This is a genomic window from Catenibacterium mitsuokai (assembly GCF_025148785.1).
GTDB classification, from domain to species: Bacteria; Bacillota_I; Bacilli_A; order Erysipelotrichales; family Coprobacillaceae; genus Catenibacterium; species Catenibacterium mitsuoka.
Genome location: NZ_CP102271.1, coordinates 1,419,601 through 1,440,882, shown reverse-complemented (window position 1 = coordinate 1,440,882; position 21,282 = coordinate 1,419,601). Strand labels below are relative to the sequence as shown.

Sequence of the window (21,282 nt, the reverse complement as noted above, 5' to 3'; positions counted from 1 at the left end):
GATGGCAGAAAAGACATATGAAGAAGCAATGACACGTCTTGATGAGATCATTGATTTATTAGAAAACAATGAAGCATCTTTAGATGAAAGCCTTGACCTTTACAAGGAAGGTGTGTCACTTGCTGCTTTTTGTGATCAGAAGTTAAAAGATGTTGATCAGGAAGTAACTAAAATATTTGAGGAAAATCAATTAAAAGATTATCTAGGTGATGATGATGAATAATATTATTGAAGAAGTAAATGCGAGATTAAAAGAAATCTTATCTTCATATCGTCCAGGATTAGTAAAGGAAGCCATGACATATTCTGTGATGGCAGGTGGTAAAAGATTAAGACCTCTTTTATTTATTCAGACATTACGTGCATATAGTGTCGATTATCATAAATATCTTGATATTGCATGTGCTATTGAAATGATTCATACATATTCTTTGATTCATGATGATCTTCCTGGAATGGACAACGATGATTTAAGACGTGGGAAACCAACATGTCACAAACAATTTGATGAAGCAACTGCGATTTTAGCAGGTGATGCCTTATTAAATGAATCAATGAATGTGATTATAAGAATGGATCTTGATGATGCACTTAAAGTGGAAGTACTACGTTATTTATATAATGCTTCTGGACTAGGTGGTATGATTTACGGTCAGCAGCAGGATATGTATTTTGAAACACATACAGCAACACTTGATGAATTACAGGCTATCCATCACGATAAGACAGGTGCACTTATTTCAGTCCCTATGAAGATTGCAGGATTAATTGCAAAAAAAGAAGATGCTGATAAGTTAGAAAACATCGGCTTTAAACTAGGTCTTGCATTTCAGATTCAGGATGATATTTTAGATGTAACAAGTACAACTGAAACATTAGGTAAGAAAGTAGGCAGTGATATTGCAAATCATAAGTCTACATATGTATCATTGATTGGTTTAGAAACATCTCAAAAACGTGTAGAAGAATTATTTGAAGAATGTTTGGCTGATGTTTATGGTTTACAACTTAATCATGGATTGATGATTGAATTATTCCAGATTATTATGAAAAGAGTGAATTAAATGGAAATTAAAAAGATTGAGAATCCTCGATTCTTGAAACAATTGAATATTGACGAACTAAATCAGTTATCACAGGATATAAGGGATTTTCTAATCGAAAATATTTCTAAAACGGGAGGTCACTTTTCCAGTAATTTAGGTATAGTAGAACTTACTGTTGCCCTTCATTATGTATTTGATTCGCCAAAGGATAAATTCCTTTTTGATGTGGGACATCAGGCTTATGTTCATAAAATCTTGACTGGTCGTGCACCTATGTTTAATAAACTAAAGAAATATGGTGGAATGTGTGGCTTCCAGAATCGTCATGAAAGCATTTATGATCCTTGGGAAGCAGGACATTCTTCTACTTCTATATCTGGTGCGACAGGTTTAGCTATTGCGCGTGATCTTAAAAAAGAAAACTTTGAAGTAATTAGTATTATTGGAGATGCTGCATTAATGAGTGGTGAATCTCTAGAAGCCTTGAATTTTCTTGGTGGAATTGATACTAAGGTCATTGTTATATTGAACGATAACAATATGTCTATTTCTCGCAATGTAGGAGGTTTATCAAACTTCTTATCCGATGTAAGAATGTCATATAAGTATAATCAGGCAAAAAGTAATTATACTGAAATACTTTCACAAACTGCTTTTGGGCAGAAAATATTTGATGTGACAAAGCGAGTAAAAGATAAAGTAAAAAGAAAAATCTTACTGGATACACCATTTTCTCAGTTTGATTTAGATTATATAGGTCCTGTTGATGGGCATAATATAGAAGAGTTGATACGTGCTTTAGAAACAGTAAAGAACTTAGATCATAGTGTTGTCCTCCATGTTCTAACAAAGAAGGGAAAAGGCTATGAGCCTGCAGAAAAGGATCGCTCAGGTGTTTATCACAGTGTTGGAGCTTTTGATATAGTTAAAGGTATTCAGCCTGTATTAGATAAAGAAAAACATTCATGGAGTCAAGCGGTGAGTGATCATGTAGAATACTTGATGAATAAGCATGATGATATATGTGTAATTACTCCAGCCATGATTACAGGCAGCTGTTTACAGAAAATCTTTAAAAATTATCCAGATCGTTCATTCGATGTTGGTATTGCGGAAGAACATGCAATGACTCTTGCAGCAGGTCTTTCTCAGGGAAAAGAATTCCCATTCTTAAGTGTTTATTCTTCTTTTTTTCAGCGTGCATATGATCAGCTTAATCATGATATTGCTAGAATGAATCTTCCATGTCTTATTGGTATTGATCGTGCAGGCTTAGTAGGTGGAGATGGTGCAACACATCATGGTGTTTTTGATATTGGTCTTATTGCACCTATTCCAGGTGTTATTATTATGTCACCTAAAGATGAAGAAGAAGCACAAAAAATGATTAATACAGCATATCAGAATAAAGATCATCCATATGTGATACGTTATTCAAAAAACAAAGTTATCGATACACATCAACATACTGATGAGACTATAAAAGTAGGTCAATGGGAAATTATTAAAGAAATGGAAGATGCGGCTATAAATGTTGTTACTTATGGTGATAATGTACTAGCTGTTTTAAAGATGGCTGAGACGGATCATCTTCCTATTAATATTATTAATGCAAGATTCATCAAACCAATAGATAAAGATATGTTGGAAAGAATGAGTGATAAACCAATTATTGTTTATGAAACTGATCTTATGAATGGTTCTTTAGGCAGTATTATGAGTTTATATTATGAAAAAAATCATGTTAATGTTGATATGTCATTTATTGGTATTGATGATCATTATGTCACTTTTGGAGATAACGAGTCCTTATATAAACAGGAACATATTTCGTTGAATGATTTGAAAAATAAAATTGAGGAAATAGAACATGAAAAAAGAAAGAATTGATATTTTATGTGTCCAGCAGGGCTTATTTGAGTCTAGAAATCAGGCACAAAGAGCTATTATGGCAGGCATTGTAAGAGATGAAAATGATTATATTGATAAACCAGGAACAAAGATTCCGGTTGATACAAAACTTTTTGTTAAGGGTGAAAAGTTAAGATATGTATCTCGTGGTGGTTTAAAGCTTGAAAAAGCCATTGATCTTTATCATTTAGATCTTACAGATGTCATTATGATTGATATTGGATCTTCTACGGGCGGTTTTACAGATTGTGCCTTACAGCATGGTGCTCAAAAGGTTTATGCAGTTGATGTAGGAACGAATCAGTTAGTATGGAAACTTCGTAATGATGAACGTGTAGAAGTAATGGAGCAGTATAATTTCCGTTATGCACAGTTAGAAGATTTCAAATATGGTATGCCTACATTTGCCTCTATTGATGTTTCTTTTATTTCTTTAAGACATATGTTCAATGCATTAAAGAACGTCATTGCACCCGATGGTGTGATTGTTTCTTTAATCAAGCCTCAGTTTGAAGCGGGAAAAGATGATGTTGGAAAACATGGTATTGTAAAGGATTCCAAGGTCCATAAAAGAGTCATTAAAGAAGTTATCGGCTATGCAAATGATAATGGTTTTTCTTTAAAAGGATTGACATTCTCTCCAATAACTGGAGGGGAAGGTAATATTGAATTCCTTGGCTATTTTGTGAACGACCATCAAGAAAATAGCGATTATTGTATTGATGATGTTGTCACAGAAGCACATAAACACTTTAATGAAAGCAGGTGATTTTAAATGTTGAAAAGTCTTTTTATCTCTTCTTTTGTCATTATTGATCAAACACAAGTAGACTTTGAAGAAGGCATGACAGCCTTGACTGGGGAAACAGGTGCAGGTAAATCTATTATTATCAATGCACTTGAACAGCTATGTGGTGCAAGAGCATCTTCTTCACTTGTAAGAAAAGGTGCTAAGAAAGCAGTTATTGAAGGTGTGTTTGATATGAATGATCATATTGGTCTCATCTTGGATAAACTCAATATAGAAGCTGATGATGATTTAATTATTACAAAAGAAATAATGGATAATGGACGTTCAACAATTAAAATCAATTATCGTACTGTTACAAACAGTGCTTTAAAGCAGATTGCGCCCTGCTTATTAGATATTCATTCTCAATATCAGACGCAGGAAATCTTTAATGTAAAAAATCATTTAAAGATATTGCAGTCATTTATGAATCATCAGGATGATGCACTTTTGTCTGAATATCAAAAACATTACTTTGAATATAAGAAAATATCACAGAAAATCAAGAAACTTGAACAGGAAGATTTAAGTGATGAAAGAATAGAATATTATCAGAAGCAATATGATGAATTAAAAGATTTTGAGTACACAGATGAAATCATTGATAGTCTTGAAGATGAACTCACGATGATGAAGAATTATGAATCTATGCATGGCTATATGACTGCTTTTAATGAAGCCATGTCAGAGCGTCAGGGTGCATTAAGTCGAATTAATGATGCATTAAGTGCTCTTGGTCATATGAGTGATAATGAAACATTTTCTTCATTATACGATGAATTCTATAATGAATATTATAGTATGCAGGATATTGTAGATCGTATTGAAACAGCATTTGATTCAATTGATTTTGATGAGTATCGCTTTAATGAATTACAGGAAGAACTATTCACAATTCATCGTCTACAAAGAAAATATGGCTATTCATGTGATGATATCTATCAGGCTCAGACAGATTTAAAAGAAAAGCTAGATGCCTCACTTAATCGTGAAGATGTTCTTGCAGATTTGAATAATCAGAAAGAGCATGCTTATCAGGACGCTTATATGATTGCGGAAAAGCTGACTGCATTAAGAAATGAACAGGGAATTATATTTGTTGATGCATTAGAAAAAGAATTACAGGATCTGTATTTACCAAATGCAAAGTTAAAGGTGGATATTCAAGAATGCGACCTTAATGATGTGGGAAAAGACGATATTACATTTGTGGTTTCTATGAATAAAGGACAGGTATTTACGCCATTAAATGAAACTGCAAGTGGTGGTGAAATATCTCGTTTAATGCTTGCAATTAAGACAATTACAATGTCTAAGACAGATATCAATACTCTTGTATTTGATGAAATTGATACTGGAGTAAGCGGTAAAGTTGCGGATGCGATTGGTCAGAAAATGCATTCTATAGCCTTAAACAATCAGGTATTATGTATCACTCATTTACCACAGGTGGCTATTCATGCTGATTATCATTATGCAATCAAGAAACAAACACAGGATGAAGAGACTTATTCATCACTTGCAGTATTAAATGAAGATGAAAGAATAGAAGAAATTGCAAAGATGCTTTCAGGAGATGTGATTACTCCAGAAGCAATTGAAAATGCTAAAAGGCTATTACAAGGATGAGCATATAACTTATATGCTCTTTTTTCAGGAGGATGAGTATGCGTATTATATTTCATATTGATATGAATGCTTTTTATGCCAATTGTGAAATTTCACAGCATCCAGAATTAAGAGGAAAGCCTATTGTCATATGTCATAATTCTAAAAGAAGTGTTGTATCTACTGCTTCTTATGAAGCAAGACAATTTGGTATTAGTTCTGCGATGCCTTTATTTATGGCTAAAGAGAAATGTTCTGATTTAATTGTGGTAGAACCGCATTTTAATCTTTATCATGAACTATCTCAGAAATTTTTTGATATTGTTTATACTTACAGTAAAAAAGTCGAGATAGCGAGTATTGATGAATGCTATGTAGATATGAGTGATTATTTTACAGTGACGCATGCACAGCCTTATGTTGTCGCCAAGGAAATTCAGGATAGGATTTTATCTACCTTATCTCTTCCTTGCTCTATTGGTATTTCTCCTAATAAGTTTCTTTCTAAAATGGCTTCTGATATGAAGAAACCTTTAGGAATTACTATTATCACCCAAAAGAATCTTAAAGAAGTTCTTTGGCCTGTTAAAGTAGGGGATATGTATGGCATTGGAAAAAAGACAGCACCCAAACTAGAAGAAGCAGGAATCAAGACAATTGGAGATATTGCCAATTACGATAATTATCAGACTATAAGACAATTTTTAGGAAAGAATACATTAATTTATTACAATCGTGCAAATGGCAGGGATCTTTCACCTGTTATTTATGAAGATACTGATATGAAATCAATTGGGCACTCTACAACTTTTGAGAGTGATATAAGTGATGAAGACAGTTTAAAAGAAGAATTTAAAAAAGTATGTTTAACGGTTTCTGAGCGTGTTTCAAAGCATGATATGTATTCTAATTGTATTGTAATCACATTAAAATACACGCGTTTTCACAGTGTGACAAGACAGATGCTGGTACAGGATTATATTAATGATTATGAAAAGATATATAGTTATGTCATGATGCTTTTTACTAAGCATTACACTCATGAACCATTAAGACTCATCGGTGTAACATTGAATAATGTGAAAAGAAAAGATTCTATTATTCAGCAGATGAATATATTTGATACAAAGAATAATAAGACAGATCCTATTGATAGTCTTATTGAAAATATTAATAAAATGACAAGTGCACATCTAATCAAGGCCAAAGACTATCGTCCAGATAGTAAGCGTCATGATGGAAACAGTTAAGAAAAGTTGTTATAATAGACGAGAGGTGTAGCACGTGCAAGAATATGATTTAAAAGATTTTAAAAGCTATTTATTATTTGAGAGAGGCTTGAGTGAGAATACTGTACAGGGCTATATAAGGGATATAAAAGCTTTTTATGAATATATTGATTATGATATAAAAAAGTTTGATTTGTCTCATATAGACGCTTATTTCTGTGAATTAAAGGATGATGGATATAAGGTTACTTCTATAAGAAGAAAAATCGTTTCTTTAAGGCAGTACAATGAGTTTTTATCTAGGACAAGAGGTATGCAGGATATCATGACGCAATATGATCTGCCAAAAACAGATAAAAAACTTCCTAAGGTATTAAGTCTAGAAGAAATCATCAAAGTTATTAAGAGTATCGATGATAGTAATCCAGCAGGCAAAAGAAATAAGGCAATGATGCTTCTTCTTATTAATACAGGTATGAGAATAAGCGAACTAGTGCATCTGGAAATTAATGATATCAATCACTCTGTTTCTAATGTTAGTGTCGTAGGAAAAGGGAACAAAGAACGATTAATTCCATTAGATGAAGAAACATGTTCTTATGTCTATAGCTATATGCAAAATGACCGTTCTTTCTTTAATAAAAAGAATAATCAGTGGCTTTTTATGATGAATGATGGTCGTCGTATGACAAGAGAAAATTTCTATAACATTCTCCAAAAACTTGTAATAGGAGCAGGGGTGAGAGATCATTTTACACCACATATGTTGAGACATACATTTGCGACTACTTTGTTGGAAAATCATTGTGATTTAAGATCTATCCAGGTAATGCTTGGACATCAGGATATTTCTACAACAACAATATATACACATGTTACACATAGGCAGATACTGGATGACTATAATAAATATCATCCAGGCAATGCAAGGAGGAAAAAAGATGAGTAAGGAATTGTACAAAAGAATATTTGTGATTGTATGTGATTCAATGGGTATTGGAAATGCTGAAGATGCTGCTTTATTCGGTGATGAAGGCGCTAATACAATTGGTCATATTTGTGAAGCAAAAAACGGTCTGAATATTATTAATATGGAAGGATTAGGTTTAGGTAACTTAGGTGATTTTAAAGGTATTCATCCAATTTCTCATCCTCTAGGTACAACTGCTACACTAAAGGAAGTATCTAACGGTAAGGATACGATGACAGGACATTGGGAAATGATGGGTCTTAAAGTCACTCAGCCTTTTAAAACATTTACAGATACTGGCTTCCCAGAAGAGTTTATCAAAATTTTTGAAGAAAAGACAGGCAGAAAATGCTTAGGAAACTATGCTGAAAGTGGTACTAAAATTTTAGATGATCTTGGAGAAAAGCAGTTAGAAACAGGAGACTGGATTGTTTATACATCAGCTGATTCTGTATTCCAGATTGCAGCCAATGAAGAAATTATTCCATTAGAAGAATTATACGATGCTTGTCATATTGCAAGAGAACTACTCATGGATGAAAGATGGAAAGTTGGACGTGTTATAGCAAGACCTTTTGTTGGACGTAAAAAAGGTGAATTTAAACGTACACCTAATAGACATGACTATGCATTAAAGCCATTTGGAAAAACAGTACTTAATAGTTTAAAGGATGCAGGACTTGATGTTGTAGGTGTTGGTAAGATTCCTGATATCTTCGTAAATGAAGGTATTACTGAAGGCATTCATACAGTATCTAATAAAGACGGTATGGAAAAAACAATTGAACTTGCAGAAAAAGAACATCATGGACTTATCTTTGTGAATCTTGTAGACTTTGATGCCGTTTATGGACATCGTAGAAATGCGATTGGCTATGGAGATGCTATTGAAGAATTCGATGCGCAATTATCTGATTTAATGGCTGCAGTCAATGATGATGATTTAATCATGATTACAGCAGATCATGGTAATGATCCTACATGGAAAGGAACTGATCATACAAGAGAACATGTTCCACTACTTATTTACAGCAAGTCACTTCATAACCCAAAAAATCTTGGATTATTAGAAAGCTATGCTGTGATTGGTGCTACTATTGCTGATAACTTTAATGTAGAAAATCCTGGTATTGGAAAATCTTTACTAAAAGAACTTGAAAGGGATGCTTAATGGAAAACCAGAAGAAAGTAATCATTGTATCTCTTGCAGCAAGCCTGATGGCTGTCATACTTTATGTATTTGGTATGACACTAGCGAAAGGGAACATAATTATTGAAACTATATATTTGGTAATGGCATCTTTGCTAGTCATTTGTGCAGCTGTATCATTATTCAATAATTACAAAAAATATAAGAGGGTAGTATTTATTTATCTGATAATTGTAAATATATTATTAGAAGCACTATTTATAGGTAAACTGCTCATATAGAAAAGAAGCTTTATTGCTTCTTTTTTTAATAGAGGAGGGGAGTCATTAAAAAACTCCCCTTCCAATAAAAAGGGGAGCCATTTATTAAATATATAAAGGTTCTTCGTTTTTGATAGTTTCCTTATCTTTGGTCTTTGCGATATAGAACACTTCACTTGTTTCAGCTTTATAATAGATATCCAAAGTTAAAATAGAAGTCTTTTTATAACCAGCGTCTACAAGATGGTTTACAACCATATCCTCAATCTCAGTTAAAGATACATCGTGGTAGTTATATTGCACCTGAATATTCATTTTGACAGGCTTATAAGTAGTTTTAGCCTTAGTAGTTTTCTTTGGCGCTGTCTCTTTTTTTACTGCAGTTGTTTTCTTAACTGTGGCTTTTTTAGGCCCAGATGCCTTTGCTGTAGTCTTTTTAACTGTAGTTTTTTTAGGTTCAGCAGCTTTCACTGTAGTAGTCTTTTTAGCTGTAGTTTCTTTCTTCGCTTCAGCAGCAGTCTGAGTAGTTGTTTTCTTAGTTGCTGCAGTTGTAGTTTTTTTCATAATGGAGATCCTCCTTTGATACTCTAATTATTTAATATTATTATAGCACACTCAATTTACAATTCAAATGTAACAGATATAACTAAAAAATTACATAATATATATTATGCGAAGTAATATACATAAGAAAAAAACTCCCAATGAAGGGAGTTTTAATTATGGTTTTAGTAATCATATGATACATCATGAACTGTGATTTTCGCAAAGTTACAATCTGTAGAAAATTCAAACTTATGCTTAGTGCCTGTATCCCAATTATCTGTATATGCACTTTGTGTTTCTAGAACCACGCCATTTTCATCTTCTAAATTAAGGTTAAAATAAAAATAATCAAATGATAAATCTGTGGTATTTTCCATGATCATAGAATATGTATGATAAGTTTCACCTTCATACTCATCTGGTTCTTTCTTAAAATCAGCTTTATCCATAAAGTCTCTTATGGCTAAAGAGTCATTTCCATCATCTAACAGTTCATTAAAATTCTTATTTTGAGATTTTTTATCAAACTCTATTTTTTTTATTTCATTTAGATGAACTAATGCTTCACATCTATCATCATAAATAACATTAATATATTCTGATTCCCACTTATCGTAGTTAGAATCTATATATTTTGTATTGTTTTTTGTGTCATACAAAGTTTCTATATATTCTTTAGCATACTTTTCAATATTTTTATTTTTAAATTTCTTATTTTTGTATTTACTAATACAATCTAATTCAGCTTTTACATAACCATTGAAATCTTCGGTAGTGTAGTCATCATCATTTAAGTCTGATAATTTCCATCGATTGATTAATCCTTGTTTTAAGTCTTCATAAAATGCATCATCTACTGATAGATTGCTTTTACTTGTACAAGCGCACATAGATAAAACTAATAATAGCGATAAAACCCCTCTTAATATTTTTTTCATACTTTTATTTCCTCCCTCAAAAGTACTAAATCATTATAACATAGATATTAAATATTCACAAAATGTTTACGAAAATTGCATTGCTTTATGTAACAAAAGGAGTTCAGAATTAACCTGAACCCCTTTTGTTAAACAGTTAAATGATTTATTTTTCGTCTTTATTAGCACGATCAATAGAATCATAAAGCTTAGTGATATAATTACCACTAAAGCAAGACATGCATAAATCACAGTTTCCATCCATATCATGCTTAACAGATTTCTTTAATCCTTCCATTGAAATAAATGCTAAAGAATCAGCTTCAATGAATTGACATAGTTCTTCTACATTCATACGATGTGAGATTAATTCTTCCAAAGTAGAAATATCTACACCGTAGAAACATGGGAACTTAATAGCTGGAGAAGCAATTCTTACATGCACTTCTGTAGCTCCTGCTTCTTTTAATAATTTTACAATACGCTTAGAAGTTGTACCTCTTACGATTGAGTCATCAATCATGATAACTCTCTTACCTTTAACGATTGAAGAAACAGCTGAAAGCTTCATTCTTACACCACGTTCACGCATTTCCTGTGTTGGCTGAATAAATGTTCTACCTACATATTTATTCTTGATGAGCCCCATTTCATAAGGAATACCAGATGCTTCAGAGTAACCAATAGCAGCTGAAATAGAACTATCAGGTACACCAATTACTAAATCTGCTTCAACGGGTGCTTCTTCAAATAAAGTCTTACCACAAGTCTTACGTGCTGTATGAACATTAATACCATCTAGATTACTATCAGGTCTAGAGAAGTAAATATATTCCATTGCACATAGCTTATTGCAGATAGGTAAAGTTTCAGTATACTTCTTAGATTTAATAATACCATCTTTAACACGGATAATTTCACCTGGTTCTACATCTCTTACAAACTCTGCTCCAGCAATATCTAAAGCACATGTTTCAGATGAGAACATATAACCTCCACTTGGAAGTCTACCCATAGATAATGGTCTTAAACCATATCTATCTCTTGCAACATATAGAGCATCCTCTACAAGAATAACAAATGCGAATGCTCCATCAATTTTTTCTAATGATTTACAGATACGATCTACAAAACGTCCTGTTTCTCTCTTAATTAAATGACCAAGAACCTCTGTATCACTTGTTGAATTAAAGATTGATCCGTTTTCTTCAAGTTCCTTCTTTAATGAGTTAGCATTTACAATATTACCATTATGGGCAATACCCATCATACCATCGAGAGTACGGAATAAGAATGGCTGAACATTCATGATTCCTCCCCCACCTGCAGTTGAATAGCGGACATGTCCAATAGCTGCATTACCAGATAATTTTTTTATCTTTTCTTTATCGAATACTTCACTTACTAAGCCTTCACCCTTATGGATGTTTAGCTTTTTTTTGTTATTGCGGACAACAATACCTGCAGCCTCCTGTCCACGATGTTGTAAAGAATGTAGACCATAATATGTTAATTGAGCAGCATTGTCATCTCCCCATATAGCAACCACTCCACACTCTTCATGTAATTCATCATGATTCTTGATCATAATAGCCTCCTGTTTAATAGATTTCATTGATATAGCGCTTCTCAAGAGGTATATCATCCTCCTGATTACACATCATTGTGATCATATCTGTTTTTTCACCATGAATAGACGCCATGCAATCTGTTTCGATGCGAATGTCTTTATAGAAATAAACAGAAATCGTTTTGAGGATGTCATCTAAATATTCTTTATTGTATATAAATTCTGAAATATAGACAAACTTCCCCCTATCATTATAAATCATATATCCCTGTTGTCCATACTCATTTTTAAATGTTAGGATTGAATCGTTAAATGCAGCACATCTTTTTCTTAAATAGTTGTTGAAATAGTCTTCATCACGTATTAAATAATGGCTAAAATCTCTCACATAGAGATTATATGCATCATAGAGATGATTTATATCCTGTGATAGGCATATTCTACTAGGAAGCGCATATTTTGCTTTGTCAAGTTTATAAAGAATATGTCTATGTGATTCTTTAAAGCCAAAAGGCACATAGATTTCAGGATGATAAGCTTGAAGATAAATACGCTTGCCTTTATAAACTTCTAAAACATGATTCATTAATAATTTCATGAATCCCTGTCCTTCATAATCTCTTCTAGTAGACACACCTAGAATAAAATAGCTGTCTTCGTAATCTTTCACCTTAAAAGGAACAATTTGTAAGGCGGAAACGATTTGATTCTTGAAGCGGACTACATAAGTGTTTTCTATCTTAAATCGATATTTGAAATAAAATTCAGTAGAGATTTCATCTTCATCTTCAAAGCGGTCCATCCAGATTTCTTTAATGTCTTCTATGTCTTCATCATTCGCCTGATCAACAATGGCATCATTGATGTAGATACGGCTTTTTTCAACCATTTTACAAGGATGCATGCGTTCCTTAGAGATACGAAGATTTTCTATCCCCATATCTTCTTCTCTATTCACATATTTAAAATCAGCACATTCATGTTCTAAAAATTCTTTTCTTAAAGTGACATAAAGTCCTCTGATTGTTTTATCTGCCTTTTCAATATGAATTTGTATTGTTTCATGTTTTAAAGGAGAGCCGATCATAAATGCTTTTAATTCATCATTGATGAATATGCCACCAATCTTAATTGGCAGCTGATCCTGCGTAGAGAGAAGATACATAATACCATACACTTCAGAGGTTAAAGATTCACTTTGTTCATTTTCTCCCCTTTCCCATTTGAGAAGATCAGTAAAAATCATTGGCATATCCTCATCTGCATTAAGCGTACGGTATTCATAATCAGGATATTGTGAGATGAAGTTATGATAGTTATTTCTCATTTTCTGCATCTTTTTACCCGATAAAGTAATTAATTTCTCTTTATCATAGACATAATCATCTAAATCTCTTGTATGCTCATAAACAAACTTTCCAGGGCATACCTTTTTTAATTTCTCTACAAAAGAAGGAACTGCACAATCAATCATAAAAGGAAATTGATGTTCTTTTGCATAGTCAATCATATATTCAATAGCTTCTTTGTAGTATTCATGAGACGCAAAAGGCATCGCAAAAAAGCGATGACCTTTATAGTTATGAAGCATGATGCAGAAGTGGTCATGAATTTCATATTCAATATGATATTCATGATTCCACATCATCATTGTAACAAAATTTGAGTTATAACCTTCGTAATCTGCTTTATCTAGAAAAGGTAATATAATATTTAAATCAGATAATTTTAAGGGTTTCATCTTATTTTCCAAGCATCATATGTATAAATTGTTTAGCTACACGCCCAGAATAGCCTCCGTTTCTTAATTCCCATTCCATAGCTAAACGATGGAGTTCGTCATGATCAATATTTAGGTGATACTGATCTGCAAGTCCATCCACTATATCAAGATAGTGCTGCTTATCTGGATGAACATAAAGAATCTGAACACCAAAACGGGCAACAAGTGATAACTTTTCCTGTTTTGCATCGTTCACATTGATTTCAGAATCATCTCTTTCACTCCAAGTTTCCTTGATCAGATGTCTACGGTTACTTGTAGCGTAAATAAGTACATTATCAGGCTTTTTCTCTAATCCACCTTCAATCACTGCTTTTAGGTACTTATATTCTGTTTCATATTCTTCAAAAGAGAGATCATCCATAAAGATAATGAACTTATAGTTACGATTCTGTAATTCTCCAATGATTTCTGGAAGATGAATGAATTGATGCTTATACACTTCAACCATTCTTAAACCATCTTTATAATAACGATTTAAAATAGCTTTAATACTTGATGATTTGCCAGTTCCATTATCACCATATAATAAGACATTGTTTGCTTTCTTACCTTTGATGAATGCTTCTGTATTTGCAATTAAACGATCTTTTTGACGTTCATAACCAATGAGCTGTTCAAGTGTGTTATCTTCTATATGATTAATAGAAACGATATTTCCATCTACATATCTAAAAGCCTTATTTAAACCGTATTTACCAACACCATACTTGTGATAATGATTATAGAGGATGTTATAAAAATCTTCAACTGATGTGCTTTTTGCAAGATTAATTTGTAATTTGCTAAAGACTTCATAAATCTCTTTGTTGATAATTGGTTTAGAGTGAGAGAAGTGGAAAAAGATTTCTCTGTTTAATCCTTCTAAATCATCAAATGATGAATGAAAAAGATCATAGAAATAAGTAAGATCTCTCATAACAAGTGCCTTTAATGTATCATTCACGTCTGCTTCGCGTTCTAATGAGAGTGAAAATGCATTTTCATGCATAGCAAGCAAATGTGTAAGAAGACTCTGCATGAGGTTATCATGAAGATCATATTTTTCAGCCACCTGTAGGAATTTTGCAATAAAATCATGTTCAATAACTTTGTTATCGAGCTGGTCAACATTCTTTAAAAGGAAAAGTGCATCTTCATCATCAGTAAGCTGATAATATACTGTTAAATCACTTAAATACACGGATAAAACCTTCTTTCATTAGTTTTTGAAACTATGGATAGGTGCTGGAATACGTCCACCACGATTCACGAATTCATCACATGAGAATGAATTAACTGGCATGATTGGAGCATAACCTAATAATCCACCGAATTCAACTGTATCTCCTACATCCTTACCAATAACTGGAATAAGTCTAACAGCAGTTGTTTTCTGGTTGATCATACCGATAGCCATTTCATCTGCAATAATACCAGAGATTGTTTCAGCTTTTGTTTCACCAGGAATTGCAATCATATCAAGACCTACAGAACATACACAAGTCATTGCTTCTAGCTTTTCTAAAGTTAAAGATCCTGCATTGACTGCATCAATCATCCCCTGGTCTTCACTCACTGGAATAAAGGCACCTGAAAGGCCACCTACATAAGAAGATGCCATAACGCCACCCTTCTTAACCTGGTCATTTAAGATTGCAAGTGCAGCAGTTGTACCTGGAGCCCCTACTCTTTCAAGACCCATGCTCTGTAAGCAGTCTGCGATTGAGTCACCAATAGCTGGTGTAGGTGCTAAAGATAAGTCAATAATACCAAATGGAATACCTAATGCTTCAGAAGCTTCTAAAGCAACTAACTGACCAACACGAGTGATCTTAAATGCTGTTTTCTTGATGATTTCGCAAAGTTCACCAAAGTCTTTACCCTTCGCATTTTTAATCGCTTTATGCATAACACCAGGTCCACTAACACCAACATTAATAATAGCATCAGTTTCACTTATACCATGGAAGGCACCAGCCATAAATGGGTTATCATCTGGGGCATTACAGAAAATAACAAGCTTAGCACAACCTATAGATTCAATATCTTTAGTTGCATATGCTGTTTTTTTCACAATCTGTCCAAGTAATGCGACAGCATCCATATTAATACCTGTCTTAGTAGAACCAACATTAACACTTGAACATACAAATTCAGTTTCCTTCATAGCTTGTGGAATAGACTCAATAAGCATACGTTCTGCCTTGGTCATACCCTTAGAAACAATAGCAGTGTAACCACCAATGAAGTTGATACCAAGTTCTTTGGCACATTTATCCAATGTCTTGGCAATTTGTACATAGTCTTCTGGCTTCTTGCAGGCTGAAGATCCGATTGTTGCAATAGGCGTAACAGAGATACGCTTATTCACAATAGGAATACCATATTTCTTTTCAATAGACTGTCCTACTGGTACAAGATTTCTTGCAGTAGACATGATTTTGTTGTAAATATTGTCACAAAGAACATCTAATGAAGAATCAATACATTCAAATAAGCTAATACCGATTGTAATTGTTCTTACATCAAGATTTTCCTGTTCAATCATTTTGTTTGTTTCAATAACTTCGAATTGATTAATCATCTCCACATCTCCTTATAATCTATGCATCATATTAAAAATTTCTTCATGCTGAATTTTAATATCAACCCCAATTTCCTGACCTAAAGCAGCAAGTTCATCTGATAAGTCATTAAAAGCTTTAGTAGAAGCATCATGATTAACAATCATCATCATATTGAAATAGCCTTGTACAATAGTCTGAGAGATGTCTAAAATATTCACATCATTTTCAGCAAGATAAGTACATACCTTTGCAATAATACCTACCTGGTCCTTTCCCACTACAGTAATAATCCCTTTTTTCACAGTCGAATCCTCCGATTTCATAAATTTTTAAACATTATAGCAAAACTAAGTAAAAAGATAAATAAAAAGTGTAAAAAATATGCTTAGACTAAATAATAGCCTATAAAAGTAATTTTAACTGTACATAATATTTTGAAATAAAAAAAGAGAAGGAATATCTCCCTCTCTTTGTGTGTTTATGTTATTCACCTAATAATTTAAGAGCACTAGCAAGAACAGCCTTACCGTTCATTGTTCCGTAATCTCTCATATCGATAACGTCAACAGGGATAGCACCAGCTTTTCTTGAAGCAGCTAACTTTTCGATTGCGGCTTTCTGGAATCTAACCTGTGGGCCAAGTAAGATGCAGTCAACTTCTTCTAATACTCTAGGTGCATCAGAGAATGGTAAAGCAAAGATCTTTGCTTCTACTCCCTGTTCCTTAGCTGCAGCTTCCATTTTAGTTACTAATAAGCTAGTAGACATACCTGCAGAACATACTAATAAAATTGTTTTCATTGTCATTACTCCTTTTCTAATTTCTATATACTAATTATACTAATTTTTAGACCTGATGTAAACACTTACCCAAAAGTTTTTTCGGCATAATAGAAAAAAGGATATTCAAAAGGCTATAAATTTAATTTATAATATTTTTGAGGTGGTTAAAATGAGAATATTAGTTGTAAGTGATTCGCATATGTATAATGATATATTGGAAGATATTACAAAAAAATGGAAAAATAAAGTGGATTTATTGGTACATTGTGGGGATTCATCATTACCTCCTAATGATCCATTACTTAAGGATTATAATATAGTTGTACATGGAAATCATGATGAAGAGGTTTTTCCTCACTATGTAGTCTATGAAGATATATTTGTGACACATGGTAATGATTATCACGTTTATAGTGGCTATGATGAACTAATAGAAGCATGTAAAGAAAATAAATGTCATATATGCTTTCATGGACATACACATGTCCCTACTATTCAGGTTCATGAAGGTATTACTTTTGTGAATCCAGGCAGTGCTATGATCAATCGTGGAAGTTATGGTTATGGGACTTATGCAATTGTTGATACTGAACCTTTTAATGTTATTTTTTATGATAATCTAGATCATCATATTTGTAATCAGGAAGTACTTGATGAAGGTATGCAGTTACTAAAAGAATTTAAGAAGCTTGTAAAGAATATGAAATAAAGGGAGATAGTACGCTATCTCCCTTTAAAACTATTTTTCTTCTAATCTTTTTCTCTTATATTCAATGATGAACATGACTTCTTTAAGATCTTCATCTGGTAACTCAGATAATAATCGTGCAATATTCGCAATATTATAGTAGTCATATTTCTTACCACTCATGATTTCTTCAACACTACGTCCATATAAGCGTGAAAGAACTTTTAATTCTCCAACTGTCACATCTCTTTTACCATTTTCAATATCTGAAATTGCAGAATGAGGTACATTAAGATGTGCGGCTACCTCTTTTTGTGTAAGGTTTTTAAAAGTTCTATAAGTTTTTAGACGTTTAGCGAGATCCATATCTAATGCCATAAAGTTTACCTCCCCATTTCTATCTGTGGTTTATTATAACACAAAAAAATTGTGGTGGCAATTTAGGAATTATGAAAAATATAGATTTTATCTAAAATGTTATTTGAAATATCCTACTACATAAGACTGTTTTAAATCACTTTTTTTCCCTTTAGAAGTACGTTTTTTAATGTCTTCTAAAACGGTTACAGTCTCATTTTCTGTTTCTGTAGTCATCATAATAAAATATGAAATGTTCATAGATTGATGATTTTCAACATAGATTGGCTCATTATGAAGAATATGATTACGACATGATGAGTCTGTAAAAATTTCAAAAGATACTCCTTTTCTATCTACAATCTTATAGCTATGCTTTTTACACATACCACAATGAGGTACTTTTTTATGAAAATAAGATTGTGAAATAACACAATGTTCACTAATCATATTCTCTGTTTTACCATAAATAGGTAAAATTAGATCGGCATTGTAATCCTTCATCTGTCTGATCTGTTTTCTTGTACATTCAAATGATGCAATAACAGGTTCTTTAAATGCATAAGCATCATAATGGTTATAAATATTAAATCCTTGACCAATAATAAGAGGATGATCTTTTAATAATCTATAACTACCAAAGTCATTGACAATTAGAGTATTGAATTCTTTCAATAATGGATTGTGAATGACTTCAGCTATATCTTTATCATGCATAATACGAGGCAGATAAAGATTAGGTACTTTATCATATTCATTAAAGCAAGCTAATGCTTCTTTTAAATGGTCGTCATAGTAATAATATACATGATCATAATATTTAAGAGCAATTTCTAACTGTTTTACATTAGAAACTACTACATGATATTCTGATGCAACCTGTGGAATAACTTTAAGAGGCTGAATTTCCTTTATAGGAGCTTTATGTAACTTCTTAAAGGTAAATAATTCATCAAGCTTAGAAAGTGCCTCACGACGCATATTATTGACAATAGTGATAGGTATAAATAATGAATCATCTAAAGAAACATCAATAGAATTTGCTTCATATACAGTATGACCCAGCTTATTTAAATGGTCAGTAATATTCTCTTTAGTTGCTGCACGTTTAGAGGCGGCTTCAATAATCTGTTCACTAACTACAGTAATCTCTTCTCCATCACACTTTACGATAAGAGAACATGGCTTATTAAGAGATGCTTTAAAATACATATCAATCATGCGATATTTCTTCTCTTGCTGATATGTTTTCTGCATGCGGTTAATAGTATCTACACTAATTGTCTTATTGACAGTACCACTCTTTACTACATCATCAAATTCAATCTGGACATTCATTCCTGCTTCTGCTTTATTAATCAGTTTATTCTGATAATAGATCTTATTGACAGGTCTTCCTTTATCTATTTCAGTAAAGACAATAGAATCCCCTTGGGTTAAATCATTTTTCAGGGCAATAGAGACGCGTTTACTACGATAGTCATATCCTTTGACGTAACCTAGAAAAACACCTTGATTGCCTGAAAAAGTCTCATCTACAATCTTGTTGTCTTTAAATGGATAACCAGATGTATAATGACGATTAAACATCTGGTTCATATCATTGAAGTTCTCTTTTGTATAATTAGGTGTACCATCATAATAATGCTTAATGGCTTTAGAATACACTTGAGTGACTGCAGCGACATATTCAGGACGCTTCATACGCCCTTCTATTTTTAAAGAAGCGACACCTGCTTCAATATACTCATTAATATGATTAGAGGTACACAGATCCATAGTAGACATTAAATAGCTTGTATTAATGATTTTTCCATCTTCTTCCAAACTATAAGGTAAACGACATGGTTGTGCACAGGCTCCTCTATTACCGCTTCTTCTACCAATCATACTAGACATCAAACATTGTCCAGAATAGCCTACACATAAGGCACCATGCGCAAAAACTTCAATCTCTAAATCTGTATGAGAACAGATGTATTTGATTTCATCAATTGTATTTTCTCTTGCAAGAACAACTCTCTTGACGCCTAATTCTTCAAAATAGCGTAATGCTTCGAGTGACATGACACTCATCTGAGTAGAAGTATGAAGTTCCATATCTGGATATCTTTCATGTACAAGCTTTAATAAGCCGATATCCTGGATAAGTAATGCATCAATCTGTAAATCATATAAACTATCAATTAATGATAAAACATCCTTCATTTCATCATCTTGATATAATGTATTAACAGTCACAAATATTCTAACATTTCTTAAATGAGCATATTGTACAGCTTGATTGAGTTCTTCTAAGCTGAAATTCTTTGCAAAGGCACGTGCTGAAAAGGCAGTTGTTCCAAGATAAATCGCATTAGCGCCATTCGCAATAGCGCACTGCAGAGACTCAAAATCACCTGCAGGGGCCAATAATTCAATTCTATTCATTTTATATGAGCTTCTGAGCTAGATCATAACACATATGTGCTGATGACTTTGCAGCTTCCTTAAGATACTGATCAAACTGGATAGAACTGCTGCCTTTATCAAAAATATCACTTAATCCACGTGCAATAATGAATGGTTTATTAAAGACTGTACATACCTGAGCTACTGTTGCAGCTTCCATTTCTGAGCACAATGCATCAGGGAAGTGTTCTTTAATTGCATCTACCTGGTCTTTTCTTGCAACAAACTGATCACCAGATACAATAAGACCACTGTATACAGTTAAGCCATTATGTTCAAATATTTCTTTTGCATAAGATATAAGAGTAGGATCTGCTTCATAGTAAAGAGGCATATCAGGAATCTGTCCGTAAGGACGTCCAAAAGCAGTGACATCTACATCATGATGAACAACCTTTTCACTAATGATGACGTCACCAACATTTTCTTTTAAATCAAGTCCACCGGCAGAACCAACATTGATTACATGATCAATATCAAAGTTCTTTAATAAAAGAGTGGCTGAAATAGCGGCATTGACTTTACCGATACCACCCTGTACGACAACAACTTCTTTTTTTCCTAAGAAGCCTTCATAAAAATGATAATTACATTCTTGGTATTCGTTTTCAACTTTCATCAACGCAAGAATTTCATTCACTTCTTCTTCCATTGCTCCAATAATACCTAACATG

General features: G+C 32.8%; 21 protein-coding genes. 10 read left to right on the top strand and 11 right to left on the bottom strand.

Translation table 11 applies throughout. The annotated features are described in order from the left end of the window. Nucleotide 1: 1 nt before the first annotated feature. Genes xseB through NQ499_RS07295 form a run of 9 tightly spaced genes read left to right on the top strand, consistent with a single transcriptional unit; the run spans nt 2 to nt 8,985 of the window. Nucleotides 2-223, top strand: coding sequence for an exodeoxyribonuclease VII small subunit (gene xseB / locus NQ499_RS07335; RefSeq protein WP_040390138.1), 222 nt, complete (start codon nt 2-4; stop codon nt 221-223). Then, nucleotides 216-1,064, top strand: a complete 849-nt coding sequence (locus tag NQ499_RS07330) for a polyprenyl synthetase family protein (protein WP_040390137.1) — start codon at nt 216-218, stop codon at nt 1,062-1,064. Before xseB ends, NQ499_RS07330 begins: the two co-directional genes overlap by 8 nt. Then, the gene (gene dxs, locus NQ499_RS07325; RefSeq protein ID WP_006506661.1) at nt 1,065-2,936 is read left to right on the top strand and encodes a 1-deoxy-D-xylulose-5-phosphate synthase; all 1,872 of its coding nucleotides are present in this window, start codon (nt 1,065-1,067) and stop codon (nt 2,934-2,936) included. Next, the gene (locus NQ499_RS07320; protein WP_006506660.1) at nt 2,917-3,726 is read left to right on the top strand and encodes a TlyA family RNA methyltransferase; all 810 of its coding nucleotides are present in this window, start codon (nt 2,917-2,919) and stop codon (nt 3,724-3,726) included. Before dxs ends, NQ499_RS07320 begins: the two co-directional genes overlap by 20 nt. Nucleotides 3,727-3,732: 6 nt before the next feature. Further along, a complete protein-coding gene (gene recN, locus NQ499_RS07315) occupies nt 3,733-5,376 on the top strand; it encodes a DNA repair protein RecN (RefSeq protein ID WP_006506659.1) in 1,644 nt (547 codons plus the stop codon). Nucleotides 5,377-5,414: 38 nt separating this feature from the next. Continuing rightward, the gene (locus tag NQ499_RS07310; protein WP_040390136.1) at nt 5,415-6,605 is read left to right on the top strand and encodes a DNA polymerase IV; all 1,191 of its coding nucleotides are present in this window, start codon (nt 5,415-5,417) and stop codon (nt 6,603-6,605) included. A gap of 34 nt (nt 6,606-6,639) precedes the next feature. Continuing rightward, a complete protein-coding gene (locus NQ499_RS07305) occupies nt 6,640-7,533 on the top strand; it encodes a tyrosine-type recombinase/integrase (RefSeq protein ID WP_006506657.1) in 894 nt (297 codons plus the stop codon). Beyond that, nucleotides 7,526-8,725: a phosphopentomutase gene (locus tag NQ499_RS07300; protein ID WP_040390135.1), complete on the top strand. Its 1,200-nt coding sequence runs from the start codon at nt 7,526-7,528 to the stop codon at nt 8,723-8,725. The genes NQ499_RS07305 and NQ499_RS07300 overlap by 8 nt, the downstream gene beginning before the upstream one ends. Further along, a complete protein-coding gene (locus NQ499_RS07295; RefSeq protein WP_006506655.1) occupies nt 8,725-8,985 on the top strand; it encodes a hypothetical protein in 261 nt (86 codons plus the stop codon). The genes NQ499_RS07300 and NQ499_RS07295 overlap by 1 nt, the downstream gene beginning before the upstream one ends. Before the next feature lie 84 nt (nt 8,986-9,069). Here the strand turns inward: NQ499_RS07295 and NQ499_RS07290 are convergent, their stop codons facing one another. The 8 genes from NQ499_RS07290 to NQ499_RS07255 form a co-directional block, all read right to left on the bottom strand. Next, entirely contained in the window at nt 9,070-9,528 is a 459-nt protein-coding gene (locus NQ499_RS07290; protein ID WP_006506654.1) for a DUF6465 family protein, read from the bottom strand. Nucleotides 9,529-9,692: 164 nt separating this feature from the next. Continuing rightward, nucleotides 9,693-10,448, bottom strand: coding sequence for an FxLYD domain-containing protein (locus NQ499_RS07285; RefSeq protein ID WP_259848467.1), 756 nt, complete (start codon nt 10,446-10,448; stop codon nt 9,693-9,695). Nucleotides 10,449-10,593: 145 nt separating this feature from the next. Further along, nucleotides 10,594-12,015, bottom strand: a complete 1,422-nt coding sequence (gene purF, locus NQ499_RS07280; protein ID WP_040390142.1) for an amidophosphoribosyltransferase — start codon at nt 12,013-12,015, stop codon at nt 10,594-10,596. Between the two features lie 13 nt (nt 12,016-12,028). Further along, a complete protein-coding gene (locus NQ499_RS07275) occupies nt 12,029-13,738 on the bottom strand; it encodes a GNAT family N-acetyltransferase (protein WP_040390134.1) in 1,710 nt (569 codons plus the stop codon). A gap of 1 nt (nt 13,739) precedes the next feature. Continuing rightward, nucleotides 13,740-14,963, bottom strand: a complete 1,224-nt coding sequence (locus NQ499_RS07270; protein ID WP_006506649.1) for an ATP-binding protein — start codon at nt 14,961-14,963, stop codon at nt 13,740-13,742. A gap of 18 nt (nt 14,964-14,981) precedes the next feature. After that, nucleotides 14,982-16,346, bottom strand: a complete 1,365-nt coding sequence (locus NQ499_RS07265) for a PFL family protein (RefSeq protein WP_006506648.1) — start codon at nt 16,344-16,346, stop codon at nt 14,982-14,984. Nucleotides 16,347-16,358: 12 nt separating this feature from the next. Beyond that, nucleotides 16,359-16,631 carry an ACT domain-containing protein gene (locus NQ499_RS07260; protein WP_040390133.1) on the bottom strand — a complete coding sequence of 91 codons (273 nt, stop codon included), beginning with the start codon at nt 16,629-16,631 and terminating at the stop codon, nt 16,359-16,361. 181 nt (nt 16,632-16,812) lie between these two features. Further along, the gene (locus NQ499_RS07255) at nt 16,813-17,130 is read right to left on the bottom strand and encodes a PTS sugar transporter subunit IIB (RefSeq protein ID WP_006506646.1); all 318 of its coding nucleotides are present in this window, start codon (nt 17,128-17,130) and stop codon (nt 16,813-16,815) included. 151 nt (nt 17,131-17,281) lie between these two features. Between NQ499_RS07255 and NQ499_RS07250 the strand changes: the two genes are divergently transcribed. Further along, nucleotides 17,282-17,821, top strand: a complete 540-nt coding sequence (locus tag NQ499_RS07250) for a YfcE family phosphodiesterase (protein ID WP_006506645.1) — start codon at nt 17,282-17,284, stop codon at nt 17,819-17,821. 30 nt (nt 17,822-17,851) lie between these two features. Here the strand turns inward: NQ499_RS07250 and NQ499_RS07245 are convergent, their stop codons facing one another. The 3 genes from NQ499_RS07245 to NQ499_RS07235 all read right to left on the bottom strand — a co-directional run bounded on the left by NQ499_RS07245 (nt 17,852) and on the right by NQ499_RS07235 (nt 21,281). Further along, nucleotides 17,852-18,178, bottom strand: coding sequence for a helix-turn-helix domain-containing protein (locus NQ499_RS07245; RefSeq protein WP_006506644.1), 327 nt, complete (start codon nt 18,176-18,178; stop codon nt 17,852-17,854). 99 nt (nt 18,179-18,277) lie between these two features. Then, nucleotides 18,278-20,587: a U32 family peptidase gene (locus NQ499_RS07240; protein ID WP_006506643.1), complete on the bottom strand. Its 2,310-nt coding sequence runs from the start codon at nt 20,585-20,587 to the stop codon at nt 18,278-18,280. Nucleotide 20,588: 1 nt separating this feature from the next. Then, complete coding sequence (locus NQ499_RS07235; protein WP_006506642.1) at nt 20,589-21,281, bottom strand: 5'-methylthioadenosine/adenosylhomocysteine nucleosidase; 693 nt, start codon at nt 21,279-21,281, stop codon at nt 20,589-20,591. Nucleotide 21,282: the final 1 nt, after the last annotated feature.